This is a genomic window from Methanoculleus taiwanensis, assembly GCF_004102725.1.
GTDB classification, from domain to species: Archaea; Halobacteriota; Methanomicrobia; order Methanomicrobiales; family Methanoculleaceae; genus Methanoculleus_A; species Methanoculleus_A taiwanensis.
Genome location: NZ_LHQS01000002.1, coordinates 516,001 through 538,949, shown reverse-complemented (window position 1 = coordinate 538,949; position 22,949 = coordinate 516,001). Strand labels below are relative to the sequence as shown.

Sequence of the window (22,949 nt, the reverse complement as noted above, 5' to 3'; positions counted from 1 at the left end):
AAAATGCAGTTCGTTGAAACCAGCCAGAAAGAACTCATGGAAGAGATGGATTGCTACGGATTGAATAGCAGGGGACATGCGGATAGTATGGGTGTTACGTCATTTCTTGAAACAGACTGGTGCGATCTGGACTGGTCACCCTGGGTGCCCCTCGACACACCGCCGCACGAGCTCGCAATGACACTCTCCGAGCCAGGCGTCTACCGGATCAAACCACTGGATAAAGAGTGCCTCGTCTATATCGGCCAGACCGGCCGGGCACTGCGGCAACGGCTGCGAGAACTCCGGGAGTATCGGAAATCAACGGAGTTGATGCCCTATAACGACCCGCACACCGCTGCCCCGTCCCTCTGGGCGTGGAGGGATGCCACTGGGATGGACTTCGCATGCTCGGCGGCTCCGGTTTCACCCGACTCAGGAAAAGACCCGGCTCTCGTCAAACGAGAGCGAGAAGGGCTTGAGTGCTACCTGTTGTGGCAGTACCGATTGGAGTTCAGAGCATCGACCCTCTGCAACTTCGGGCGGTTCCATCCAAACTATTTGAAGTCGCGGGACAAGAATAGCAAGAAACGCGGTGGCCGGCTCCCGGACGGCGCCATCAACCCCGCCGGAGGAGCAAGCTTTCCACCTCTCCGGTTGCACGGGAATCCTACGGATCGTGACTGGATGACACTCTCCTGGACAGACCCGCGGGTGTTCGATGACCAGAAGACGGCAAACGTTCCCGCCAAGCCCGGGGTCTATAAGATCCTCGATGCCGCAACCGGCGAGCTCTGCTACATCGGGCAGACAAAAACAATGAGGAGCAGATTAGCGACCCATGGACAGAAGTCCTGGGAGGGGAGAGAGGTCGCCTTTGCGTACTGTCTGCAGCCGGGGACAGTCCTGCCTCATCAGCTGAAAGAGTTAGAAAATGATCTTATTGCGGCGTTTTACGCTGCCACGAAAACAGTTCCGCGATTCCAGTTTCTGGGACACTAACAAAAGAAAAATCCTCTAATGAGGGGCTCAGCAGATCACGACATCATCCGACGCCAACATTCTGTTGACGTGCTCATTCTCTGACGAGTGCAAGATAATTAACACATCCTCCGCCCGCGTGAGCGCAACATAGAACCGGCTGTTCTCAAGCGGCAGATCGCCCGCTCTGACCGGTACGAACGCATCCGGCCACAGCAGGATCACCACCCGGTACTGCAGCCCTTTTGCAGAATCAACCGTCTGGATCTTGATGCCCTCGTCCAGCACTCTCGCCCGTGATGAAGCATCTTCATTGATCCAGACAACAGGGGCATATTGGCGGATCTCCTCGATAAGCCCGCCAAGTAGTTCTTTGTCCGGTGCCGAAGCCCTACGGTAGAGTATCCCGATCTCTTCGTGGTGGAGATCCTCGATAGCGTTGCCGTCCGGGAGCCTGCCGGCGAGAAGCCCTTTCACAATCTCCAGTGTTTTCTGGCATTCGTCGTGGTGATCCGCACACTGCACGAGAAACGGCTTCGAACCTGTTCGCTGCGCCTGGTAGGGGTCGACCGGGATGATCCCGAACGAGTCCTCATTAAACTGAGTATCCTGCGAGGCGAAGTGTGAGGCGAGCTTCAGGATCTCGCGGGTGTTCCGGTAGTTCCGATCGAGATCCAGGGCGCGGTGAATCGTTCTACCCTGCGCCTTGATGCCGACAGATTTCCAGCTGACCGTCCCGACCGGCCGGATCCCCTGGTTGCCGTCGCACACGATCAGCAGGTCGCCATCGTAGGGGTCTTTCATCGCAAGAAGGATGCACGAGAACCAGATCGGATGGAAGTCCTGGGCTTCGTCGACCAGAACGGCATCATACGCACGAAAATCTCCGACACGGCTCGACAGTTGCTCCTTTAAGCGATGACCAAGATGTTCGTCATCCTCGACCAGGCCGGTAACCGGGTCGCACCTATTCCGGATAACGCCGTTCTGCTTTGCCCAGCCATCGAAGTGAGTGACGGTTATCCGTGGATAGCCGACGAGTATGTTTTTCAAATATGCTCCAAGGGAGACGTTATAGCAGAGCAGCAGAATCTTTGCCTCGGGATCGCGGTCGTGGAGCCAGCGTGCCCGTGCGACCAGAATGACCGTCTTTCCAGACCCGGCCACACCGCAGGCGATCCGGTGCCCATCACCGATCTTCCTGGCGGTATTCTCCTGCCGTCTGTCCAGGACCTTCAGTGATCTCACCTTTGGTTCACACACTCCTTGCGCATAGGAGAAGACGTACTCATCCTCTGGTTCTTGGACAGTGTCATTCTCGGCGGGGGCTGATTGCACCGGGTCTTGAGCAGGCATTACGCATGAGGGGACGTAACTTAAGATAATCTCCGGATGGATGATAGCGCGGAGCACATCGATCTGCTCCTGGGAAAGGGGCGTGATGCGCCAGAACGGGTCAAAGTACGATCTCAGTTTAGCGGCAATCTCCTGCGGGGATGCATTCTCAAGGCTCACGAGCACGTCCCGCGTCATGGTATTCTGAGGCCGGAAGACAGCCGAGAGATCATGCCCTCTATAATTCTGGAGATGTTCCTGGGAAATATTCGAGAGTATGACAAAATGGCCGAACGGGAAGGTGAATCTGTTCTTGTGTGGGCCGTCTTTGTGAAGCAGGTGCGAGAACCTCGGGTTCTTCTCGCATGCTTTTACAAGCCTCCACTGGTAGTTCCGCGCCTGTGTAAGAGGGTGTACTTCGGCCTTCGGGCGCCCGTCATACAAGGTAACAACTTCACTGTCGCTTACTCTTTCGATGTCATCGAGGTACCACCCCTTCACTTCGATGACGATAACACCCAGATCCGGTGCGATCACGATGAAGTCAGGCCGTCGGTTGTCGATGTTGGGTTCATAGTAAACGAGGTAGTCGTCAGGCAACTTCTTCAGAATACTGAATGTACGCTCCTCCCCTCTACTCGCTCTCCCTGGGAGGCGATCAGGGATAAATTCGGCCATATTTTTGAGTTTTAGTGTATAATTAAAAAAGGCTTTTGATTTTACAGGGATAAACGAGGCTCATTGGAAAAAGGAATCTGATGAAGCACTATTTCCTGCTTTTCACTGTGTACCCTGGATTCCCGATCACACATAACGATGTAAAAGTAAGGGGGACACAATAGGGATTTAATCGCGATTTAGTTGCCAAATATCGGATATTTGAAACAAGATCTTCATCGTTACGTGTTGGAGCGACACATAACGAGGCCGTTTTTATCAACCAGATAAATAAGGCTCTTTCAAAATTTCAACTGAAATTCAGCCATTTTAATTTCATCTCATTATGTATTCACGGGAATGCAGGGTGTACCGTATGGACTGAGACCACCTACAGAGAGGGAAACCAGAGATAAGAACCGCCACCCACACGCTGCATTGGCAGAGAGGTAGGCGGGAAAAAGAGTGTCACAGCGACCACAGCCATGAAGAGGGCGGAGCATACATTCTGGCTATTTCTGAGCAATTACCTCGTTACGGACTTGAGAATTAAATTCTCGTCAAACCCGCCGCGCTCATATTTCTTGATCTTTCTCAACTCTTCGATCTCCTCAAGTGAGGCACCCTTTAACTCGATTATCCGATAGATTACTTCGAGCAAATCAGCGATCTCTTCGAGAGAGCCGGAGGCGATAAATTCGTTTGACTCTTCAACCAATTTCAATTCAAGATACTTGAGAAAAATCTCATCAGATACCTTCTCGATACTGCACTGACTTCCGTCTGCGGCGATTATTTCAGGAATTCTGTCCCGTATTGCCTTGTCATACTTTTGGAGCATAGTATCTCAACCAGTAGATGAACTCTTTGTCTTTTCCAGGGTCGTAGTGTGGGTTTCCGTTCCAAAAACGTCTTTTGAAGTGGTAAGCATCGTTATATTGCCGATATATTTCTTTTTCCCGCGCATCGCGGGTTTTACCCGTCTTTCGGATAATTTCATCTTTGAGTGGGTGTGAGCTGGAGATGTAATACTCATTCCTTGTGATTAATTTCTCGATAAACGCTTTGGACGGGAGGGTATCAGACTTCTGTTCGTTGCACTCTCCGTGAGCAAGCACAAGATTCCAGACATCATTGTGATGGATTGCAGAGTATGGAATGACATGATCGACATGTATGTCGTAGAGCGGCTCTCCACAGTAGAAACACCGTCCCTGCTGGTATCCTTCAAGCATTGGGATGAGTGGGGTGAGATTTTTTCTCTCCTCGGCATTGATTAGATACTCCAGCCGCTCGTCTATTGAAATGGGGACGGCATGCGTTCTCTCATAGGAATGCTCAAGGAGATCCCATCGTCCCAAGATTTCTTTTTCAAAGATGCCCTTCTCCGTCTTTGAATCAACTAGCCGAAGCAAGTTTGAGTTTAACACAATTTCATTGTCTCCCGGAATAAAGGAGTAGAACGGCTGGGGAATTTGCCTACCAAATAGGTTGTTGAATTTCACCAGAACCATTCCAGCAAGTGCTTGTGTCCTGACAACTTCAAGTGCGGAATCAAACGATTTATTCCCGCAGCGTATCAGATCAATCTGGTGTTCCGTGACGGTCTTTTTCCCGGTAAGTCCCATTTGTGGCTTGTTATTTTCTGTTCGCTCAATGTACAGGGATAAAAAATCATTTGCCAGATCGTCCAGAGACACTTTATCTTGCCCGTTGTAGGCGTAATCGAGGAGTAGCCTTCCGAGCGCCATTTTGTATGTTGCAGAATTCTTTCCGAATAGAATTACACCCCGCCAACAGTTCTCTGGTTCTGGCGCATGCATAGCATGAGCTTTATTCTGCAATTAATTAAGATTGCCCGATACCAAAAATCGATAACTATATTATAAAAAATCCAAATCGAACAGTTATTATTGACCGGAACACTGCGTATTCTATGGGAAAATAGTAGATAGTACATCAGAGGTCGGCCCACATTTATAAATCACTTTAGATAATATTCAGGATCATGGCCTTCCATGAAATCGACGACGAACTCTGGGAGATCATTCGGAAATATCTCCCCCCCGACGAAACCGCACATGTCCAGCCTACGATTCCCGGGAGATCCACCAATACAATCGGAAACGAGGGATCAAGGGCAATATCCCGGTCAACCGGAGATCCCGAACACACCCGAAGCGAGGAAGGCCATGCTGGTTCGATCCGGAACTCTACAAGAAGCGCAGCGCCATTGAACGATTCTTCAGCTGGATAGAGGCGTTCAAGAAGATTACTCCCCGGTTTGAACGCTATGAGCACCCATTTCTTGGGTTGATCCACTTGGCATGTGCTATGATGGTCTGAAGGTTTTGGGATGAGCTCTGCAACACATTACCTATTCCAGCAATCCGCTCAGACACGCCATATACTTGCCAGACTCCGTAAGTGTAACAAAGACGTTCCGCCCCCGCTTTTCCCGCGTAATCAGTTTGTCCCGTGCCAGTTTGGTAAGAATTGTTTTGTCGAGCTTCATCAGTTGCCTGCTCTGGACACCGCGTTTCTTTTTCTCCTCAACTTCATAGAATAACACGTCGAACCCTTGTACGTCCTGGTCCCGAAGAACCTCAAAGATATCGATGGTTCTCATGGGTTTGCCTTTCCTGTAGAGGAAAGCGAGGATCTGCTTACCAACTTCATCGGGCTGGACAAAAGCAAAATTTACAATTCTCTTTACGTCCAGCGTCGGGCAGATACTGAGCCCGTGAAGGTTGATCTCTTCTTCGGTCTTGGCATAATCCTGTGCCATGACATAGTAGAGGTTAACGTCATGCCCCATTGCGGCCACCATTGCACCTACCGACGTTAGCCGGCCGCACGCAGACATATTCACCGAAACGCGGTTTCCCTGCTCCTTCTCTTTCCTGATGATGCCGGAGAGGGTCTTGATCACGTCCTGGAGCTCGAACATATTGGTATTGATCGTGATCACTTCGGTAGTTTTGTCCAGCCGGGCCTTCACTTGTTCGACAAAATACTGCTGTCGTGCTATCATGTTTTGGTCGAGATCAGGATTCTTAGTCACGGTGAGGAGGTAGACCCGGTAAGGAGTTTGCTCCTGAAACGGGACTACAGCACGATCAATCTCATGGCCGAGCGGAATGATATGAACGATCTTTTCCAATCCGGTATTCTGCCCCATGATGCTAAGATTGCTAACGATGCTATATAAAAACTACTTATCGTTTTTCCTGAAAGATAGATGATCAGCCCGGGGGTGGGCACAATGAGGACAGAACTGCAACCGTTGGAAGGGCAAAAGTCGCGGTTTGTCGCGACCTTCGAGAGGTACGGGATCTATCGATCCAGGGGAATTGTCGGCCGGAGCATCCTGCTGCGGAACCTGAAAACCGTAAAGGGAAGGGCGCTTGCCGATCACATCTGGATCAACTACACGGCCGGATTCGACGCAATCGGGGAATTTGCCCGGGGCGACGTTGTTCAGTTCACGGCCGGGGTGCGGTCATACTTCAAGGGCTATTTCGGCCAGCGGATCGAAGATCGGCTCGCACGAAAATCCAGCCTCGATTACCGGCTCACGTTTCCGAGGAATGTCGTGAAAATTTCCGGGCAGTCTGGATACAAAACCATGCATTTGGTGGGAGGAAAAATGAATCACAAATCGATTATGCTAAGCGTCCCGCAATCGTATTCCTGGTTCGGTGAGGTCTTCGATACGGAGGAATCGCATGGCCAGTAAGATCTGTGAACAGGCTATTCAGCCAAATTGTTACACCACACAGCCATTGAGTGGGAGAGGCCAGACAATAACGATCCATCTGGATCCGCCGTTCCGGCTGGTCCTGTGGGGTGATCTCAAGTTTGAACTGTCGAATGAGATGATCCGGACAATCCTTGATACATTCTTCATCGAGCGAGGCTGCTGGTACCTGCTCGGTGCCAGTATGACCGACCCGGACCCTGCCGGCCTTGGTTCATTTATCCGGGAAACATTTCCATCGTTCAGCCCCCGCCACGCATCGGCGATCGCTGCGGTCCTGGTCTATGAGGGCTTTGTAATGTTCAGGGGTAGGAAACCAATCGAGCTGAAGAAGATTGCAGGGCGTGAAGAGATGGAAAAGTTGATCGCGGAGGAAGAGGATGCATAACGAGCGGTGTTCCGTGTGCAAGGATACAGTAGAGAGATTGCTCCGAGAGATATACGGGGAAGTTCGCCGCAACTACCGGATCAAGATCGGCACGTTGCCAGAGGATTATCATGGGCAACGAATTTATGGTCAGTTGTCAACGATTTACTCCGCTCTTCAGAATTGCCGGGGCTCCACGGAGTTTGTCAGGGCCCGGAATATTGAAGCGGATTATTTCGTGCCGGAGCCCGGTTTTATCGTCGAATTTGACGAGTCCCAGCATTTCACCGAACCACGGAAGATTGCCCTTTCCTACTATCCTTCCGATCTTAAAACCGGGTTTTCGCGGGAAGCCTGGGTGAAGCATTGCGATGAAATCCATGCGCATGACGATGAACCGCCATTCCGCGATGAGCAACGGGCCTGGTATGACACACTTCGGGATTTCCTTCCGGAGATCAAGGGGTTCTTGCCGACGGTGAGGTTATACGCGAAAGAAAGGGAGTGGTGCCGAATGGATCCGAGCAAAGATGAGGACAGGGAGAAAATGAAAAATATTATCTCAGAGCGTCAAAGGAACACAGATATTGAGGCTATTGCTGATCCAAATCCGAAGTTCGGAAGAGTCATCATTGCTGGCCCTTGGGAAGGAAATATTACCCGCGCAAAGGCTCTCATGGAAGACATCATACAGCAGTGGCCTACTCAAGATCGCGTTGCGTTTTTCGTAACACCAGGAGCATTTCTTCGGTTTCCTTGGCCGGAACACTTTCCCGCACCCAGCGATAACCTGCATCCTCCTGAAGAAACCCTTACCCTGCTCCGTAATACTGCCCAAGAGTACTGTGACCGGCTCCTCGATGAAAAGCTGCGGTCAGACCTTGCACGTCATGCGGATTATCTCACTATCGGAATTGACTCTGCGGATGAAACGAAAAGTAACGGATACCAAGTTGAATTTGTAGCTGTGGTTGATCTGAAAACCAATCAGTATTTCTGGACGGGAAAATCCTATCCGGATTCCCCACAACAGAACCGGCTGATTCGAGTATCAGATCTTTCTTCTCACTTCATTCAAATCCCAATTGGGAAGGTAATGGTTCTTGGGTGCCATGATCTAAAAATGTTCAGCAACCGCGGGAGAGCGGCTGCTAATACTGTGCCGGGAAGTACCTGGCGAAAAACTGTACACCAAGAGATCGATCAACTCATCACACAAGAAAAACCGGTAATTATTCTCCAGCATCCCCATACCACGGACAGGTACCGCTCATGGTATACTGAATGGAATGAACTTGCTTCCCGATGTCCACCAGAAGTCACGTACATCAGTTCTGGCTTGTACTACTATTATGGGGAGAAATGTCGTTCGTCATTAGCAGATGTGCGGAAATATACCCGACGCGGCCCCAGCATCGATTTTGTTGTACACGTAGAGGGTACACACCAAAGTACTGCCACAATAGCGGAAAACCTGCCGGGAAAAACCAAACCTGAGGAACCTGAAAAAAGGATCCCTGCTAAAGCCCAAAAGCAGTATCACCCCGAATTCGAGAACCTCATTGAAACATACAGGGAAATGGCAGGACCTTTGTTCCGAAAAGGTGGTACGAGCAGCAAAGAAAATTATGTCGTGAAAATCAAGGAGATGCCCCCCGGTGTAATGTATTATTTCTGCCATTTCCCTCAAGAGAAGAAGTTCAGCGTTGAGCTTGCTGTCAATAAAGCACGGGCTCCACAATTTGAAACAATGATCAGGGATTTGAAACAAAAACCATTTGAACGATTGCCAGATTCAACCTTTTGGGAACAAAAGACTAAAGACGGTACATGGTTAAGGCTGCAGTTCTTCTATCCGGATGATGCACCGGCCTTTACTGTTGTCCAAGGCATGTTTGATTTGATAGATCAAAGTTATCCTGAGATCGCGCAGTATTAACAGCAGACATTCGGTTTTTCTTTTTGAAGCGCGCCGCAAGGTTACAAGACAGAAATCGCAGAATTGCAGAGTGTCAAATTTTTTAGCTCGCTATAACCCAAATACGCGATGCGAGGGGTGGGATTCGAACCCACGGACTCCTGCGAGAACGGATCTTAAGTCCGCCGGTTTTGGCCGGGCTTACCTACCCTCGCTCAAAAGATCCTATATCTATTATCAATTGGATGTATTAAGTCCGACGCTCGGTAACGGCTTCGGTAGAAAGGCGAGATCCAGTAACCTTTTTTAGTATTAATTCTTAAGTCCACCGCCTTTGGCCGGGCTTGGCTACCCTCGCTCGAAAAGATCCTATATCTATTGTCGATTGGATGTATTAAGTCCGACGCCCGGGTAGGTCGGCGGCGAAGACTGAATCAGGAAGCCTGAACCATACGATATTCAGTGAGGCTTTGGATACGTGCATGGGATTTCGCGTTGCAGTACCGATGAGCAACGCATAACAGAGATGCCGATTCTACTCATTACTTATACCTGCGGGAGCCCAGGGAGATTTGCGCGGTGCGAGAGCACGGCGACAACACCGCAACAGATAGGTGAACGGCATGAAATCCGACGGAACATTCCCGGAAAGATCGTCCGACCGGATGCGAACGCCATTTGATTATGATCCCAGGACTTCTCTCGATCTCGAAGAGACCCTCATAGAGCGGAAAGACAGAATCACCATCCACGACGTGCGCTACACCGTCACCCCGGAAAGAAAAGTCACTGCATATCTGGTGGCGCCGCCGGAGCAGGCCCTTTCGCAGGCATCATGTACGTCCACCCCGGGCCAGGAAGCAGGGATACCTTTCTCGACGAGACGGTGATGCTCGCCCGGCAGGGAGCGGTCTCCCTTCTCATCGATGCCCCCTGGACGGAGAAAGCGGTGGAAGCATGGGGAAGGTCGCTTGCAGATCCGGAGCATGCCGTGCGGGAGCATATCCTGACCGTTGTCGGGCTCCGCCGCGGGATTGATCTCCTTACGGCGCGACCGGACATAGACCCGGAGAGGATCGGATACGTTGGTCACAGCTTCGGGGCTCTTATCGGCGGGGTACTCTCCGGGGTGGAGAGTCGGGTGAAAGCCTACGTCCTGATGGCGGGCACGGGGAGCTTTACGGACGTCGCCGTTCTGAATATGCCGCCTCTCACAGGAGAGGCGCTCGAGAGATATCGTCGGACGCTGGCGCCCATCGACCCGGAGGGCGCCGTCGGACACGCAGCGCCGTCAGCGCTCTTCTTTCAGTTCGGTCTTCGAGACGACTTTTTTACGCGGGAAATGTCACTGGAGTTCTTTGAAAACGCGAGTGAACCGAGAACGATCCAGTGGTACGATGCAGGCCACTACTTAAGCGACGAAGCCCGGGACGATCGTCTGGCGTGGTTGAGTACGCGGCTGTCCCTGTCCACGGAAGAGTGATCGTCCCGCCCCTCCCCACGAGGGCAGGCACGCCCTGAAAGAGCGGATCCTTGAAGGTCCTGCCACCTACAAAAGCCCGCGGATCACCCGGGCAAGCCGGTGCATCCCTTCGGTAATCTGCTCCTCATCCGCGGTCGAGAAGTTCAGCCGTATGGCATCCTCACCGCCGCCGCCCACGCAGAACGGGACGGCGGGGAGCACCGCAACGCCCTGCCGGACGCCTTCGCGGAAGACCTCCATCGACGAGACGCCATCCGGCAGGAAGGCCATCAGAAACATCCCGCCCTCGGGGGTCGTATGGCTCATCGAGGCCGGGAAGAGGTCGTCGAGGAGGTCGCACATCAGCCGTGCGTTCCTGCCGTACCGCTCAGCGACCACGCGGATATGGGCGTCGAGGTCGTGGGTCGCAAGGTAGCGGTAGAGAATCTTCTGGCAGAGGAAGTTTGAGTGGAGATCCGCCGCCTGCTTGGCAATGTTGAACGCTTTGAGGATCGGCTCCGGAGCGTGCAGCCACCCTATCCGCATCCCGGGCGCGACGATCTTCGAGAACGAGCCCGAGATGATCGTCTGCTCGGGGAGGTACCGTTTCACCGGCAGGTGGGGTTTTCCGTCGAAGAAGAGATCACCGAACGCGTCGTCCTCGTAAAAGACCGTATCCGTGCCGTCGAGAATCCCGGCGACGGCACGCCGCTTCTCCTGCGAGTACGTCCTTCCCGAGGGATTCTGGGAGTTCGGGATGCCGTAGAAGAACTTCGGGCGGTGCTGCCGCACGAGCGCGGCGAAGGCCTCGAGATCGGGCCCGTCGTCCTCGAGGGGGACGGCATGGACGACCGGCTCATAGAATGAGAAGGCCTCTATCGCGCCGAGGTACCCGGGACGCTCCATTCCGACAGAGTCGCCGGGGGAGAGGAAGATCTTGGCCACGAGATCGAGGCACTGCTGGGAACCGTTGACGATCTGGATCTCCTCGGCCTTCGCCGGAAGACCGAGCCTCCGGCGATAGCGCTCCGCGATATACTCCCGGAGCGGGAGGTAGCCGTCGGTCGTCGTATACTGCAGGGCAATCCGCCCTTCCTCCTCCAGCACGGCGCGGGCGGCATCCGCAATCCCCGCGACGTCGATCGTGGCGGACGACGGCAGGCCGCCCGCGAACGAGATGACCCCGGGAACTGCCGAGACCGAGAAGAGCTCTTCAAGAAACGATTCCGGCACGCGAGCCATCCGATCTGCAAACCGATACTGCACCACAGTTCTTCCCATACCACTGTTGCGGTGAGCACCCATAAAGGACGCGTTGAGGTTATCCGGTGCGGGGAGATAGGGGCGGGAAAAACCCGCCTACTGGAGCATGACGTATGCGACGATCGAGAGGACGAACGCCAGAATGAGGATGATCAGACTGACCGGCCCGACGACCGCAAGCATGGTGTTGACGGTGCTCGCCAGCTGCGAGACGCTCTGCGATCCGAAGACCACGATCCGCTCGCAGCAGGCCGTGCTCGCACCGGCTCTGGCAGGGGAGAGATCGTCTATCGCTTCGGTAACCGCCCGGGTCACGAACGGCAGGAACTCCGGAACCGGCACGGCGTACCCCACCGGATTCTTTCCGGTGATCGTGTTCACCGTATGGGTGTCGGTGGTCATCACCTCGGCATCGTCCACCAGTGCAAGGATGGGGCGGAGGAGTTCTTCCCGCACGCCCGTAGCGATATTGTTCCCGTCGATCAGGACGTATGCCGTCCTCTGCCCGGCGACCTCGGTGACGAGCGCCTGAACACCGAGCGAACCGAACCCCTGTTCGCGGGTGAACGGAACACGGACGTGGGCAACACCGATCCGGAGCGTCTCGAGGGGTTCGAGCCGGCACGCTTCGATGCCTTTCCGGGCCGCAATGTGGTACTCGGTCGCCGTCCGGGTCGCCGGGAGGACGGGGGCACCCATCTGCGCCATGCAGTTATGGGCGTCCACAAAGGCGGTATGGGAGAAGTAGCGCCGCCCCTCGGCCATGATGATCATCCCGATGGAGAAGTCGACGTCCTCGGTCTTCTCGGGAGAACGTGTACTGACCATCAGGAGCGAATCCCCGAACCGCTGGCAGAGGAGATGAACCGAGCCTGCGGAGACCCGGATTGAGCGGCCTGCCATTCCGGTATACCGAACACCCTCCCGGGAGCCCTGTACTGCCCGGACGATCTTCTCGATCTCGGTGTCCGAGACCAGGTTGAAGTCGTGGGTGGCGCAGCCGTGCGCGACGAGCACCTCCTCATCGAAGGCGTCGTGCAGCATCCGGGGCAGGTTCCCGCCGCCGATCTCACCCATAGGACCCGGGTGGACGTTCGGGACGGTGAGGATAACGTCCCTCGCAGCAGATCGCTTGAAGAAGAACGAGACCTCCGGCACGTAGACTTCGTCCCCGATCTCACGGAAGAAGTCCTCCATGCTCTTCGAACCGTCCGTCAGGTGGGCGATGAACGTATTGAGGAAATTAAGTCCGCTGATCTGGAATGCACGCTTGAGCGGCCGCTCGATGATCCAGATCAGGAGGATGAATCCGAGGCCGAAGAGCGCCTGGAGCACGAGCGCATAGGGAACGAAGGTAAGGCCGAAGAAGTGCGCTCCCATGACGACGCCGGCAAAACTCTGGGGGGCGGCGGGGAGGAGCATCCGGCTGATCCGGTAATCCGCGACCGCTACCAGCACGAGCAGCCGGAGGCCGAAGATGAGTCCGAGCGCGAGAGCATAGAGAATGGGAAGGAGATCCCTATCGATGAAGAGGATCGGCGAGAGGCTGATGATAACCCCGAAGACCGTGCACGAGAGCGCAAGAAGTGCCGAGCGGTTCCGGTACATGAACCGGCCCGAGAGCTCGACGAGCGGCCCGGTGACGAGAAGCGCAACGAGCGCGGGGACGGTAAAACCCAGGGTGCCGAAGAAGAGGAGTTCCGAACCCGTCCGGAGCCCCGCCCCGTCGATGAGGAGGCCTAGAGCGAGGATGATGCCGACCGACTTCGACCACGACGGAGCGCTGAAGAGATACCGGCTCAGCCGCTCCATCCTGACATCGGGACTCGACTCCATCAGACGCCACCCGGACCTGCAGAACCGCACCCGGAATGAGCAGCCGGATGGAGATGTTCCGGAGACGGGATATAACCCGCCACCGCTGCCAGGTCTGCGCCGCACGTATCCGTGGCGCAGGAGAAGGGAACCACCCGAATCATAACCTTACTTATCCGTTCGCTCGATATCGCCAAATGCGTTCCGGTATCGTGCCAGCATCCGCTCCCAGTCGGGAAGATTCGTCTGTGTGCCCATCCGTTCGACGACAAATGACGATACCACCGCCCCGACACGGCAGCAGTCGACGGGGTCATAGCCCCGGCGGTAGGCGGTCAGGAACCCGGCCCGGTAGCCGTCCCCGGCACCCGTCGGGTCCACGGCATCAACAGCAACGACCGGAATTGAGTGCTCTTCGCCGTCCGTATACAGAATGCTGCCTTCCGACCCTTTCGTCATGATGACGAAGGGGATACCTTCAATCAGCTCGTCCTGCTCCGTCTCGAGCATCCGGCACATGCCTGCCATCTCATGGTTGTTGGCAAAGAGGATGTCGACGTTTCCCATGATCGACCGGAGCTGCTCACTGCTGTACCGCAGGAGATCCTGTCCGGGGTCGAACGAGGCGAATTTCGCCTTCGCCGCAACCCGCACGTTGAAGTCGGGATCGGCGGTCGCCATATGGACGAAATCAAGGGCAGGCGCCTCGGTCGTGTTCCGGACGCCGGAGGCTCCCCACTCAAAGTAGGTCGTCTGATCCCGCGCCTCGTCGGTGAAGACGTACGCGGTCGGCGTAAAGGCGTCCTCGACGACCAGGAAATCCTCGACGACGCCGAGGCTTCGCAGCCATCGATCGTAGTCGCTTCCCGGAAAATCGCCGCCGACGGCGCTGATAAGCCGGCACGATTCACCGAGCGTGGCGATACCCGCCGCGATATTGGCCGCACCGCCGCCGTAGTAGATCTTGTGATCGGTGATGTAGGTTGAGTTGTGCCTTCCCGGGAGGGAAGGGACGCGGAAGAGGTGATCGATCGCAGTATGTCCTACGACCGATATCACAGCTCCGCCACCTCCTGCACCTTCAGCGGAACCTCGCGAAGTGCCTTTCCGACGACCGACTTTGCGATCCTGACGGCGTGCTCCTTCGACTCGGCGCGGAAGACCTTGATCTGCAGCACGAGCCCGACGAGCGCCGTGTTGGCGACGACAAGGGCACTGTTCAGTTCTCCTTCACAGAAGGGGCAGGCAATCATGCCGGCCTCGATCTCGACAAACTTTGCTGCCGGATTGAGTCTCTTACCGGCCTCGCTGATGGCAATGCTCACTGCATCGTCCAGGGATTTGACATCCTTAATAATCCACGCTGATTCAAGTGTTACCGTATAGTCGGGCATTGTTGTCCCCCTGGCTTGATTCCTACCAGATCTCTCTATGTACGTGTTCTTCGAGTGCTATCCTTCCCGTCCGCTCCTGCGGGGGCTGCCCCTTCCCGACGGTGAGAAGCGCGATCGGACGGACGTGCTGCGGGAGCTCCAGAAGCTCGCGCACCTCCTCTTCCCGGAACGCCCCGGTCCAGCAGGAGCGAAGGCCCGTTGCATGTGCCGCGAGCATCATGTAGGTGGCGGCGATGGTTGCATCCTGCACTGCATACAGGATACCCCGCTCGCCGTACTGGGACATCGACCGGATGTAGTTCGCACAGACGACAAATACGGCGGGCGCATCGCGGACGTGAGGCTGCTCAAGCGCGGCAAGCGAGAGTTCGAGGCGCATGTCCTCGTCCGTGACGACGACGACGTCCCAGGCTTCGCGATTTCCGGCGCTCGGTGCAGTCCGGGCGCATGAAAGGATGTACTCGATCTCCTCCCCGTCGAGAGGCTCTGCCCGGTACTCGCGGACGGACGAGCGGCCTTTCAGAAAGCGGAGGAATTCAGATGAGTTCATGCTCTTTGAGCACCTGCCAGGCCTCCTGTGCAGATGTCGTCACCGCACTGACCGCCTGACTGATCGTGTTCGAAGCAGCACCGAGATCCATACTCTCGACCATACCGATCGCCTGGCTGATATGGTCTATCGCCCGCTTGAAGTCCATCTGACCGGTCGACCCGTAGGCAAACTCAAGCTCGGAGCGGATCGACTCGAGCACCATGACGAGCATCCTTTTGCCGCCGGGCTTCTCGCTCCCCTTGAAGTCCATGAGGGCGAGCGTCAGCTGTGAACCAACAATCAGTTCCGATTTAGCCCGTTCGGCAAACTGGTAGCTCTTAACGGCTGTTTTTGGATCCATATCAGATACTTGAAGTTATACTATAAAAGATGTTGAGAGGGGAGAGCCCCTTATCTCGACTTCTGCTTGGTGCCCAGCACCGAGACCTTCGACCGCTGCATGTTCCGGCGAACGCGCACGTCCACCGTCGGGGCACCGCCGCGACCGCCGCGAGCGTCCTGGCTCTGCTGGCGGCTGAGCTTCGTGATGCACGACTGCGCTTTGTAGCGCTGGTTCGGGCCCGGCTTTTTCACTTCGCCTTCACTTGCGGGGACGAGCCGGATCTGTCCCTTGACGCCTTTTACCTGCGCCCATATTGTGGTTCCTGTCTTTCCCATGAATACAAACTCCTTACCATATATGAGCAAACGGTGAGATAAAGGTAGCGGGAACGGGGTACGGTCAGGAAAGCCGCCGCTCAATCTCCCGTTTCAGCGCCCGACTCACGAGCTGTCCGTCGACGCTGCCGCGAACCTCCTTCATCACCACGCCCATGAGGGGGCCGAGAGCCCCCATACCCCGCTGCCTGACAAACTCCTCGCGCTCTTCGACGACCCGTCCGACGATCGCGTCCAGATCGCCTGCCGTGACTGTGGGGGCGACCGACTCGATGGCTGCGGCGATCCGCTCCTCCGGACTCTTTCGCGGCTGTTCTCCCGCCGTGCGGGCAAGCTCGGAGAGCAGGTCGGGGATCGCCTCTTTTGCCGTGCGGCCGGATTCTACCGCCTGCAGAAGGAGGACGACCTCGTCGTCCGGGAGATGCCCGACCGGAACGCCGTCGCGGGCGAGCTCGCGGAGCGTCCCGAGCAGGGTACGGGCGGCCAGCGTCGGGCGAACCCCTTCGGCAACAGTGCGCTCGAAGAGCGGCAGCCTCTCCGAGAAAGCCATCTGCCGTGCCAGCGCATCGTCGAGGCCAAGGTCACGGGAGAAGCGCTCCGCCCGGGAGGTAAGGAGCTCCGGAAGCTCGATTCCTTCCCAGAGGTCACTGCCGATAGTGACCGGGAAGACATCGGTCTCGGGGTACATCCTGGCTGCGCCGGGAAGCGGCCGCATGTAAGCGGTGCTCCCGCCTTCGAGCATCTTCCTCGTCTCCTCGGGGATTCCGTCGAGCGCAATCCGGGCGCGGATCATGACCTGCTCCGCGGCACAGCCTGCCTGCTTCCGGCTCGCCGCTACGAGGACGACGGCATCCTGTTCGGCCGCACGGAGGTGCTCGCGGAGACGGGCGACCTCTTCGGCCGTCACCCCGTAGGCAGGAAGCTCGTCGGTGTGGAAGATCCCGCCGACGCCGCACTTCTTTGCGTAGTCGGCCATCTCGCTCCCGAGTCTCCGGCCGGGCTGGATCTCACGCCCCACGAGGCCGGCAAAGCCCGGGAGGCGGACGGCGAGGATCGCCTTTGCCTTCTTCAGGATGGCGGACTTCGTCTCCGCGAAGAGACCGGTCACGTCGGTGACCGTCGTATCGACCGAGGCTCCGCGAGCCCGGAGTTCGTCCCTGATCGCGAGGAGTTCCACCTGCCGCCCGACCTCGCGCCTGACAACCTCGGCGATGAGGTCGAGTTCCTGCACGCCTTTGATCTCCACCCGGGCACCGTCGCGGATGGAGACGTTGACATCCTGCCGGATGGTGCCAAGACCCCGTTTCACCTTCCCGGTCGAACGGAGCACCATACCAATATGCCGGGCGACCGTCCGGACGTCCTCGGGGGTATGCATGCAGGGCGCCGTGGTTATCTCGACGAGCGGGATCCCGAGCCGGTCGAGCGAGAAGGCGTCCCCTTCAACCCGCTGGCAGGCCTCCTCCTCAAGGCAGATCGTCTCGATCCGGCAGCCGCCGGGGAGGGTGCCGTTTAAGGCCACGAGCGCCGTCCGCTGGAATCCGCTCGTGTTGGAACCGTCGATGACGAGTTTTCGCATCGTGTGCACCTGGTCGATCGGCGTCATCCCGAGCATCTTTGCTATGGTAAGCGCTACCCCGAGCGCCTCCCTGTTCAGCGGCGCCGGCGGCTCCTCGTCGTGCTCGACGAGGCAGACCGTATCGTAGGTATAGTAGCAGAACTTCCGGACAAGCTTCATCTCCTCCTTTGCGGCCCGGTCGATCTCACCGAGCTCGCTCTCCGTCGCCCGCAGGTAGCGGAAGAACTCCCCCGTATGTTCAGCGGTCTCGCGGAGGAGGGTCGGGCACCGGCAGAAGAGTTTCTCGGCCGTATTGAGCTGCTGGTGAATCTCGATCCCGGCTTTCAGGCCGAGAGCGGCGTAGTCGTACTCCATTATCGCGACCCCCTGCAGATCTCGCCGCGAAGGCTCGTCTGCATCAGGTCTCGTATCCGTGCGGGGTCGTCCTCGCGGGCGAGCACCCACATCAACTTCACAAGCGCCGCTTCGGGGAGCATATCCTCGCCCTCGATGACGCCGATCGCGAGGAGATCGCGGCCGGTGTCGTAGACCCGGTCGCAGACCCTGCCGTGGAGGCACTGGGAGGTCATCACGACGGTCGTTCCGCCGGCGATGAGGTCAGAGAGACGGGGTATCCACTCGGTCCTGACGTGGCCGAGACCCGTCCCCGAGAGGACGAGGCCGGCATACCCCTCATAGGCGTCGAGGATCGCGGGCGGCATGCCGGGAACGAAGTGGAGAAGCCCGCAGCGCTCCTCGAGCTCATCGGCAAGCTCGAGCTCATGCGTCCCCCGCCGGACGGCCTCCGGCGAGAGCGTCACCTCGAGCGACGGGTAGTCGACGTAACCGACGGGAGCCGTCCCGAGGCTTGCAAAGGCGTCGCGTCGGGAGGTGTGCATCTTCCGGACTTTCGTCGCCCGGTGCACGGCGCAGCGGTCGTCGCTCGTGGACGCATGCATCACCACGGCCACCTCGCCGAGGTCGCCAGTCGCCACCGCGGCGCTGCAGAGAGCGTTCATCGCGTTATCGCTGCTCGGCCGGTCGGCGGACCGCTGCGACCCGACAAAGACGATCGGCACCGGGCTTCGGACCATAAAGCTCACCGCCGCCGCCGAGTAGGCCATCGTATCGGTGCCGTGGGTGACGATGACGCCGTCGACCCCGCTCTCGATCTCGGCGTGGATGCTCCTCGCGAGCTCCTGCCAGATCGAGGGGCGCATATTCTCGGAGAGGATACTTGCAAGCTGCCGTGAGCGATAGATGGCGAGGTCGCCGAGTTCCGGGATCGCCCGGAGGATATCGGATGCCGAGAACTGGCTCGTCACCGCACCTGTCCGGTAGTCGACCCTGCTTGCGATCGTCCCGCCGGTCGAGATGATGGAGAGCTCCGGAAGATCCGGGTTCTGGATAACGACCGGCGTCGCTGCCGCCCGGGGCGCCGGCCGCTCGACGAACTGCACCTCCGCGGGGGAGATGCCGATGTTGTAACCGGTATCGAGTTTGACGACGGCCATCCCGTCGCGATCCGTGATGTATGTCCCGGTCATCGATACACCCCCGTGGGTGCACCTGACCCGATCTCCGCTCGTGATATCTTCGGTTATGCTATCAGCCTCCGTGCTTCGTGTACCAGATTTTCTTTTGCGCTCGCTATGGCGGTCTCAGCAGCCAGAGCCCAGGCGGCATCCGCGCCGTAGGTCAGCTTCCGCTCAAGAACGGCCGCAGCCGTCGCTTCGGGAGAGGGGCCGCCCGGCGCGTTTCGGACGCCGACGCCGTGCCGTGCGTCGAGGATCGCGCCGACCCGCTCTTCTGTCAGGCCCCGCTCGACGAGCGAGAGCCCGGCGGCCTCCACCGCCGCCGCCTCAAGGGTTGCAAGGTCGAGCGAACCGTGCCTGACCGCCCGCCCAACGATGCGGTGCGCCGTCCGGAAGGGGAGATCGAACTCCCGAACCAGGGTATCTGCAAGCTCGGTCGCGGTCGAAAAGCCCCCTCCGGCCTCATCATACATCCGTTCGACGTTGAAGGCCGCAGATTCGATCATCCCTGCAAGGAGCGGCAGGCTCTGCCGGGTCGCCTCCACGGCCCGCCAGAGGTGCGGGGTCAGCTCCTGCAGGTCGCGGTTGTAGCTCATCGGGAGCCCCTTGACGATCGTCAGGGCGGCGACGAGCTCCCCCGCCACCGAACCGGCTTTCGCCCGCATGATCTCGGCCGTGTCCGGGTTCTTCTTCTGCGGCATGATGGAGCTTGACGAGCAGTAAGGGTCGTCGAGCTGAATGAACCGTGCAAATGCCGTGCTCCAGACAATCAGCTCCTCGCAGAGCCTGCTCGCCGTCGTCATGCAGATGGACGCGTCGCTCATCGCCTCGAGCGCAAAGTCCCGGGCAGAGACCGCGTCCATGGTGTTCGTCGCGAGCTTCGGGAACCCGAGCAGGCACGCCGTGTACTCCCGGTCGATCGGAAACCCGGTCGAGGCGAATGCGGCCGAACCGAGCGGGGAAGCGTCAACCCGCTCAAAGGCGCCCCGGAGCCGGTCGAAATCCCGGGAGAACGCCTGCTCGTAGGCGAGGAGGTGGTGCGCCAGCGTCGTCGGCTGGGCGTACTGGAGGTGCGTGAACCCGGGCATGATCGTCTCCGTATGCCGGGCCGCAACCTCGAGGAGCACCAGCCGGAGGTGCAGAATATCCTGCATCGTGCCGAGCAGTTCGTCCCGCAGCCGAATCCGGATGCAGGTCGCCACCTCGTCGTTCCGCGAGCGTCCCATATGGAGACGCCCGCCGTACTCCTCTCCCACGCGCTCAATGAGATAGGCCTCCTTCCCGGCGTGGACGTCCTCGAACCGCTCGTCGAAGGCGGCCTCGGGGAGACCCTGCTCGTAGAGGTCGAGGAGCGCCGCCATCAGCGCCCGTGCAGGCGCATCACCGATGATCTCCCGGCGGCGGAGCATCAGGAGATGCGCCATGTCCACGAGGAGATCCGCTTCAGCGATCCAGCGGTCAGCCTCCATGGAAGCAAGAAAGTGCAGTATCGCACCCGAGCGGTCACCGGCGAGTCTGCCCTGCCGAATCTGATCTTTCTGCATGCTATCAACAACCCTTCGTTCATTACGGTTCGTTCCGAAGACAGATTAAGGCCACGCCCCTCCCGCCGGGGGAGCGCCGGGCGCCTTCCGGACGGGCGGACGGGGCATTCGTTACCCGGAGGGAGAATACTGACCGTAAAGAATACATAGAGTACAATTAATTATACTATAGTATAACATTGTTCCAGATTTTCGGCATTATTTTATAGTGACGGTGCACACATTTATCAGATACAAAGGTATCGGAGAGAGGCACTTCATATGAGAAAGATAGTTTCCATTCTTATGGCCGCCGCAGTCCTCGTAGCCCTGATCCTCGTCAGCGGATGCACCGGCACCGGCGGAGAGCAGCAGCAGCTTACCACCCTTCGCATCGGCTATCAGCCGAGCACCCACCAGATCGCCGAGATGACGGCGATGGAGAAGGGATGGTGGCAGGAAGATCTGGCTCCCTACGGCGTCACCACCGCAACCGACACCGAGTTCCCCACCGGTGCACCCGAGATGCAGGCGATGATCGCCGACCAGATTGATATTGCCTACGTCGGCGCCGCACCGGCTATCGTCGCCATGGCCAACAGCGGCCTTGATGCAAAGATCGTCGCGGCCGTGCAGACCCAGGGCTCGGACCTCGTCCTGCGTCCCGAGGTCGCATACACGAGCCCCGCAGACCTCAAAGGCATGAAGATAGCGACCTTCCCGCCCGGCACCATCCAGGACACCCTCTTCCGCGACTGGCTGCTTGCAAACAACCTCACTCCGGATGAGGACGTCACCATCGTGGCCATGGGACCCGGTGACGCGATGACCGCGATCGCCGCCGATCAGGTCGACGGCGTCTTCCTCCCGCACCCGGCGCCCGCGATCATCGCAAGCAACGGGAACGGCCGTTCGGTCGTCGCCTCCGGCGAGATACAGCCGAACCACGCCTGCTGCGTCCTCGTCGTCAGCGGCAAGCTGATCCGCGAGCAGCCCGAGCTCGTCGAGCAGATCGTAAAGACCCATATCAGAGCGACCGAGTACAACCTCGCGAACGAAGATGAGGCTGCCGTAATCTATGCGAACAAGACCGGACAGGACATCAACGTCGTGAAGCAGTCCTTCGAGGAGTGGGACGGCACCTGGGTCTCGGATCCGAACCTGATCACCGATTCGGTCGTCAGCTACACAGAGATTCAGCACGACCTCGGCTACGTCAACAAGCCGCTCACCAGGGACGAGATCTTCGACCTCTCATTCTACGAGAAAGCCACGGCCTAAAGCCGGATCTCACCCCCTTTTTCAAAACATTCTTTTACGTATGTATCGACGGAATAGAGTAAATCCACTGCAGTCGAACAAGCGTAAAGCGGACCCATTCATCCATCAACCGGAACATGTCATGAAGATCAGATTGCATTCAAGAGCCCGACGGGGAGTCCTGACAGCCGCATCCATCGCAGGCGCCATCATACTCTGGCAGGTCGTGGCGGAGTTCGTCGTCGACAACCGGATCATCCTCCCGAGTTTTACCGATGTCCTCTTTGCATTCCTCTCGCCGTCGGTGCTGGGGTCGCTCCCAAACGACCTTGCAACGAGCCTGCTCCACTTCGGCGTCGGTCTCGGAGCGGCGCTCCTGATCGGCATCCCGCTCGGGGTCGGCATGGGATGGTTCCGCACAATGGATGCCCTCGCGGATCCGATCATCGAGGTCCTGCGCCCCATACCGCCGCTCGCCTGGATACCGTTCGCCATCATCTGGTTCGGCCTCACAACCCAGGCGGCGGGCTTCGTCATCTTCGTCGGCGCATTCTTCCCGATCCTGATCGGCGCCTACACGGGTCTGCGGGGCGTCCCGAAGACCTTCGTGGAGGCGGGAAAGGTGCTCGGGTGCGACACAGACCTCGAGCTGATCCGCCACATCGCCCTCCCGGCAGCCCTGCCTTCGATCGTATCCGGGATCCGGGTTGCCATGGGCGTCGGGTGGATGTGCCTCGTCGCCGCCGAGATCTTCGGGGTCAGCAGGTTCGGCATCGGCCACAAACTCTGGGTCTCCTATTCGCTCCAGAATATGCCGAACGTCGTCGTCTACATGCTCATCCTCGGTTTCCTCGGCATCGTCATCGACCGACTCTTCCGGGCATACACGGATCGCCGGCTGCTCCGGTGGCGGACCGGAGAGGTGGTGTAAC

General features: G+C 57.6%; 23 protein-coding genes and 1 tRNA gene. 9 read left to right on the top strand and 15 right to left on the bottom strand.

The features are described 5' to 3' along the window. The first annotated feature begins 3 nt into the window (after window positions 1-3). Window positions 4-981, top strand: coding sequence for a hypothetical protein (locus ABH15_RS07540; protein ID WP_128693748.1), 978 nt, complete (start codon window positions 4-6; stop codon window positions 979-981). Window positions 982-1,008: 27 nt separating this feature from the next. On the opposite strand, the gene ABH15_RS07535 is transcribed toward ABH15_RS07540, so the two are convergent. From ABH15_RS07535 to ABH15_RS07525, 3 genes are all read right to left on the bottom strand, one after another. Further along, window positions 1,009-2,973, bottom strand: a complete 1,965-nt coding sequence (locus ABH15_RS07535; RefSeq protein WP_128693747.1) for a nuclease-related domain-containing DEAD/DEAH box helicase — start codon at window positions 2,971-2,973, stop codon at window positions 1,009-1,011. Window positions 2,974-3,478: 505 nt separating this feature from the next. Further along, on the bottom strand, window positions 3,479-3,793 hold the full coding sequence (locus ABH15_RS07530; RefSeq protein WP_128693746.1) for a nucleoside triphosphate pyrophosphohydrolase: 315 nt from the start codon (window positions 3,791-3,793) through the stop codon (window positions 3,479-3,481). Beyond that, window positions 3,777-4,775, bottom strand: a complete 999-nt coding sequence (locus ABH15_RS07525) for an HNH endonuclease (RefSeq protein WP_128693745.1) — start codon at window positions 4,773-4,775, stop codon at window positions 3,777-3,779. Before ABH15_RS07525 ends, ABH15_RS07530 begins: the two co-directional genes overlap by 17 nt. A gap of 214 nt (window positions 4,776-4,989) precedes the next feature. Between ABH15_RS07525 and ABH15_RS14125 the strand changes: the two genes are divergently transcribed. Then, a complete protein-coding gene (locus ABH15_RS14125; protein ID WP_128694319.1) occupies window positions 4,990-5,298 on the top strand; it encodes a transposase in 309 nt (102 codons plus the stop codon). A 31-nt stretch (window positions 5,299-5,329) separates the two neighbouring features. Here the strand turns inward: ABH15_RS14125 and ABH15_RS07515 are convergent, their stop codons facing one another. Beyond that, window positions 5,330-6,133: an HFX_2341 family transcriptional regulator domain-containing protein gene (locus ABH15_RS07515; protein ID WP_128693744.1), complete on the bottom strand. Its 804-nt coding sequence runs from the start codon at window positions 6,131-6,133 to the stop codon at window positions 5,330-5,332. Between the two features lie 84 nt (window positions 6,134-6,217). Here ABH15_RS07515 and ABH15_RS07510 point away from each other — a divergent pair, with 84 nt between their 5' ends. From ABH15_RS07510 to ABH15_RS07500, 3 genes are read left to right on the top strand one after another with little or no spacing between them, the layout of a single operon-like run. Beyond that, window positions 6,218-6,691: a hypothetical protein gene (locus ABH15_RS07510; protein WP_128693743.1), complete on the top strand. Its 474-nt coding sequence runs from the start codon at window positions 6,218-6,220 to the stop codon at window positions 6,689-6,691. Then, window positions 6,681-7,100, top strand: coding sequence for a hypothetical protein (locus ABH15_RS07505; RefSeq protein WP_128693742.1), 420 nt, complete (start codon window positions 6,681-6,683; stop codon window positions 7,098-7,100). The genes ABH15_RS07510 and ABH15_RS07505 overlap by 11 nt, the downstream gene beginning before the upstream one ends. A gap of 13 nt (window positions 7,101-7,113) precedes the next feature. Then, window positions 7,114-9,018, top strand: coding sequence for a hypothetical protein (locus tag ABH15_RS07500; RefSeq protein ID WP_128693741.1), 1,905 nt, complete (start codon window positions 7,114-7,116; stop codon window positions 9,016-9,018). A 109-nt stretch (window positions 9,019-9,127) separates the two neighbouring features. On the opposite strand, the gene ABH15_RS07495 is transcribed toward ABH15_RS07500, so the two are convergent. Further along, a tRNA-Leu gene (locus ABH15_RS07495) sits at window positions 9,128-9,212 on the bottom strand. A gap of 408 nt (window positions 9,213-9,620) precedes the next feature. Here ABH15_RS07495 and ABH15_RS13605 point away from each other — a divergent pair. Together ABH15_RS13605 and ABH15_RS07490 are read left to right on the top strand one after the other, a co-directional pair. Continuing rightward, a complete protein-coding gene (locus ABH15_RS13605) occupies window positions 9,621-9,887 on the top strand; it encodes a hypothetical protein (protein WP_164913663.1) in 267 nt (88 codons plus the stop codon). Then, window positions 9,833-10,480 (top strand): alpha/beta hydrolase, encoded by a 648-nt coding sequence (locus ABH15_RS07490; protein WP_128693740.1) that lies wholly within the window; start codon window positions 9,833-9,835, stop codon window positions 10,478-10,480. The genes ABH15_RS13605 and ABH15_RS07490 overlap by 55 nt, the downstream gene beginning before the upstream one ends. A gap of 66 nt (window positions 10,481-10,546) precedes the next feature. On the opposite strand, the gene ABH15_RS07485 is transcribed toward ABH15_RS07490, so the two are convergent. The 10 genes from ABH15_RS07485 to argH all read right to left on the bottom strand — a co-directional run bounded on the left by ABH15_RS07485 (window position 10,547) and on the right by argH (window position 20,778). After that, window positions 10,547-11,725, bottom strand: coding sequence for an aminotransferase-like domain-containing protein (locus tag ABH15_RS07485; RefSeq protein WP_128693739.1), 1,179 nt, complete (start codon window positions 11,723-11,725; stop codon window positions 10,547-10,549). Window positions 11,726-11,818: 93 nt separating this feature from the next. After that, window positions 11,819-13,558: a DUF2070 family protein gene (locus ABH15_RS07480; protein WP_128693738.1), complete on the bottom strand. Its 1,740-nt coding sequence runs from the start codon at window positions 13,556-13,558 to the stop codon at window positions 11,819-11,821. A gap of 147 nt (window positions 13,559-13,705) precedes the next feature. Further along, window positions 13,706-14,596 carry a carbohydrate kinase family protein gene (locus tag ABH15_RS07475; protein ID WP_128693737.1) on the bottom strand — a complete coding sequence of 297 codons (891 nt, stop codon included), beginning with the start codon at window positions 14,594-14,596 and terminating at the stop codon, window positions 13,706-13,708. Beyond that, window positions 14,593-14,931 (bottom strand): DUF555 domain-containing protein, encoded by a 339-nt coding sequence (locus tag ABH15_RS07470; RefSeq protein WP_128693736.1) that lies wholly within the window; start codon window positions 14,929-14,931, stop codon window positions 14,593-14,595. The genes ABH15_RS07475 and ABH15_RS07470 overlap by 4 nt, the downstream gene beginning before the upstream one ends. A 22-nt stretch (window positions 14,932-14,953) precedes the next feature. Then, entirely contained in the window at window positions 14,954-15,481 is a 528-nt protein-coding gene (locus ABH15_RS07465) for a nitroreductase family protein (RefSeq protein ID WP_128693735.1), read from the bottom strand. Further along, window positions 15,468-15,824, bottom strand: a complete 357-nt coding sequence (locus ABH15_RS07460) for a hypothetical protein (RefSeq protein ID WP_128693734.1) — start codon at window positions 15,822-15,824, stop codon at window positions 15,468-15,470. Before ABH15_RS07460 ends, ABH15_RS07465 begins: the two co-directional genes overlap by 14 nt. A 50-nt stretch (window positions 15,825-15,874) precedes the next feature. Then, window positions 15,875-16,141: a DUF5350 domain-containing protein gene (locus ABH15_RS07455; RefSeq protein ID WP_128693733.1), complete on the bottom strand. Its 267-nt coding sequence runs from the start codon at window positions 16,139-16,141 to the stop codon at window positions 15,875-15,877. Window positions 16,142-16,205: 64 nt separating this feature from the next. Beyond that, the gene (gatE, locus tag ABH15_RS07450) at window positions 16,206-18,074 is read right to left on the bottom strand and encodes a Glu-tRNA(Gln) amidotransferase subunit GatE (RefSeq protein WP_128693732.1); all 1,869 of its coding nucleotides are present in this window, start codon (window positions 18,072-18,074) and stop codon (window positions 16,206-16,208) included. Continuing rightward, on the bottom strand, window positions 18,074-19,303 hold the full coding sequence (gene gatD / locus ABH15_RS07445; protein ID WP_128693731.1) for a Glu-tRNA(Gln) amidotransferase subunit GatD: 1,230 nt from the start codon (window positions 19,301-19,303) through the stop codon (window positions 18,074-18,076). The genes gatE and gatD overlap by 1 nt, the downstream gene beginning before the upstream one ends. Further along, window positions 19,300-20,778 carry an argininosuccinate lyase gene (argH, locus tag ABH15_RS07440; protein WP_128693730.1) on the bottom strand — a complete coding sequence of 493 codons (1,479 nt, stop codon included), beginning with the start codon at window positions 20,776-20,778 and terminating at the stop codon, window positions 19,300-19,302. Before argH ends, gatD begins: the two co-directional genes overlap by 4 nt. Window positions 20,779-21,039: 261 nt before the next feature. Between argH and ABH15_RS07435 the strand changes: the two genes are divergently transcribed. Together ABH15_RS07435 and ABH15_RS07430 are read left to right on the top strand one after the other, a co-directional pair. Next, window positions 21,040-22,038, top strand: a complete 999-nt coding sequence (locus tag ABH15_RS07435; RefSeq protein ID WP_128693729.1) for an ABC transporter substrate-binding protein — start codon at window positions 21,040-21,042, stop codon at window positions 22,036-22,038. Window positions 22,039-22,159: 121 nt separating this feature from the next. Continuing rightward, window positions 22,160-22,948, top strand: a complete 789-nt coding sequence (locus tag ABH15_RS07430) for an ABC transporter permease (RefSeq protein WP_128693728.1) — start codon at window positions 22,160-22,162, stop codon at window positions 22,946-22,948. The last annotated feature ends 1 nt before the right edge of the window (window position 22,949 follow it).

What these genes read in the sequence shown, in the direction of transcription:
- ABH15_RS07465 (WP_128693735.1), bottom strand. Translation starts at nt 15,481, where the DNA reads ATGAACTCATCTGAATTCCTCCGCTTTCTGAAAGGCCGCTCGTCCGTC.
- ABH15_RS07430 (WP_128693728.1), top strand. Translation starts at nt 22,160, where the DNA reads ATGAAGATCAGATTGCATTCAAGAGCCCGACGGGGAGTCCTGACAGCC.
- gatE (WP_128693732.1), bottom strand. Translation starts at nt 18,074, where the DNA reads ATGGAGTACGACTACGCCGCTCTCGGCCTGAAAGCCGGGATCGAGATT.
- ABH15_RS07540 (WP_128693748.1), top strand. Translation starts at nt 4, where the DNA reads ATGCAGTTCGTTGAAACCAGCCAGAAAGAACTCATGGAAGAGATGGAT.
- ABH15_RS07530 (WP_128693746.1), bottom strand. Translation starts at nt 3,793, where the DNA reads ATGCTCCAAAAGTATGACAAGGCAATACGGGACAGAATTCCTGAAATA.
- ABH15_RS07510 (WP_128693743.1), top strand. Translation starts at nt 6,218, where the DNA reads ATGAGGACAGAACTGCAACCGTTGGAAGGGCAAAAGTCGCGGTTTGTC.
- ABH15_RS07470 (WP_128693736.1), bottom strand. Translation starts at nt 14,931, where the DNA reads ATGCCCGACTATACGGTAACACTTGAATCAGCGTGGATTATTAAGGAT.
- ABH15_RS07515 (WP_128693744.1), bottom strand. Translation starts at nt 6,133, where the DNA reads ATGGGGCAGAATACCGGATTGGAAAAGATCGTTCATATCATTCCGCTC.
- ABH15_RS07535 (WP_128693747.1), bottom strand. Translation starts at nt 2,973, where the DNA reads ATGGCCGAATTTATCCCTGATCGCCTCCCAGGGAGAGCGAGTAGAGGG.
- ABH15_RS07460 (WP_128693734.1), bottom strand. Translation starts at nt 15,824, where the DNA reads ATGGATCCAAAAACAGCCGTTAAGAGCTACCAGTTTGCCGAACGGGCT.
- ABH15_RS07490 (WP_128693740.1), top strand. Translation starts at nt 9,833, where the DNA reads ATGTACGTCCACCCCGGGCCAGGAAGCAGGGATACCTTTCTCGACGAG.
- ABH15_RS07435 (WP_128693729.1), top strand. Translation starts at nt 21,040, where the DNA reads ATGAGAAAGATAGTTTCCATTCTTATGGCCGCCGCAGTCCTCGTAGCC.
- ABH15_RS07455 (WP_128693733.1), bottom strand. Translation starts at nt 16,141, where the DNA reads ATGGGAAAGACAGGAACCACAATATGGGCGCAGGTAAAAGGCGTCAAG.
- ABH15_RS07480 (WP_128693738.1), bottom strand. Translation starts at nt 13,558, where the DNA reads ATGGAGTCGAGTCCCGATGTCAGGATGGAGCGGCTGAGCCGGTATCTC.
- ABH15_RS07505 (WP_128693742.1), top strand. Translation starts at nt 6,681, where the DNA reads ATGGCCAGTAAGATCTGTGAACAGGCTATTCAGCCAAATTGTTACACC.
- ABH15_RS13605 (WP_164913663.1), top strand. Translation starts at nt 9,621, where the DNA reads ATGAAATCCGACGGAACATTCCCGGAAAGATCGTCCGACCGGATGCGA.
- ABH15_RS07525 (WP_128693745.1), bottom strand. Translation starts at nt 4,775, where the DNA reads ATGCATGCGCCAGAACCAGAGAACTGTTGGCGGGGTGTAATTCTATTC.
- argH (WP_128693730.1), bottom strand. Translation starts at nt 20,778, where the DNA reads ATGCAGAAAGATCAGATTCGGCAGGGCAGACTCGCCGGTGACCGCTCG.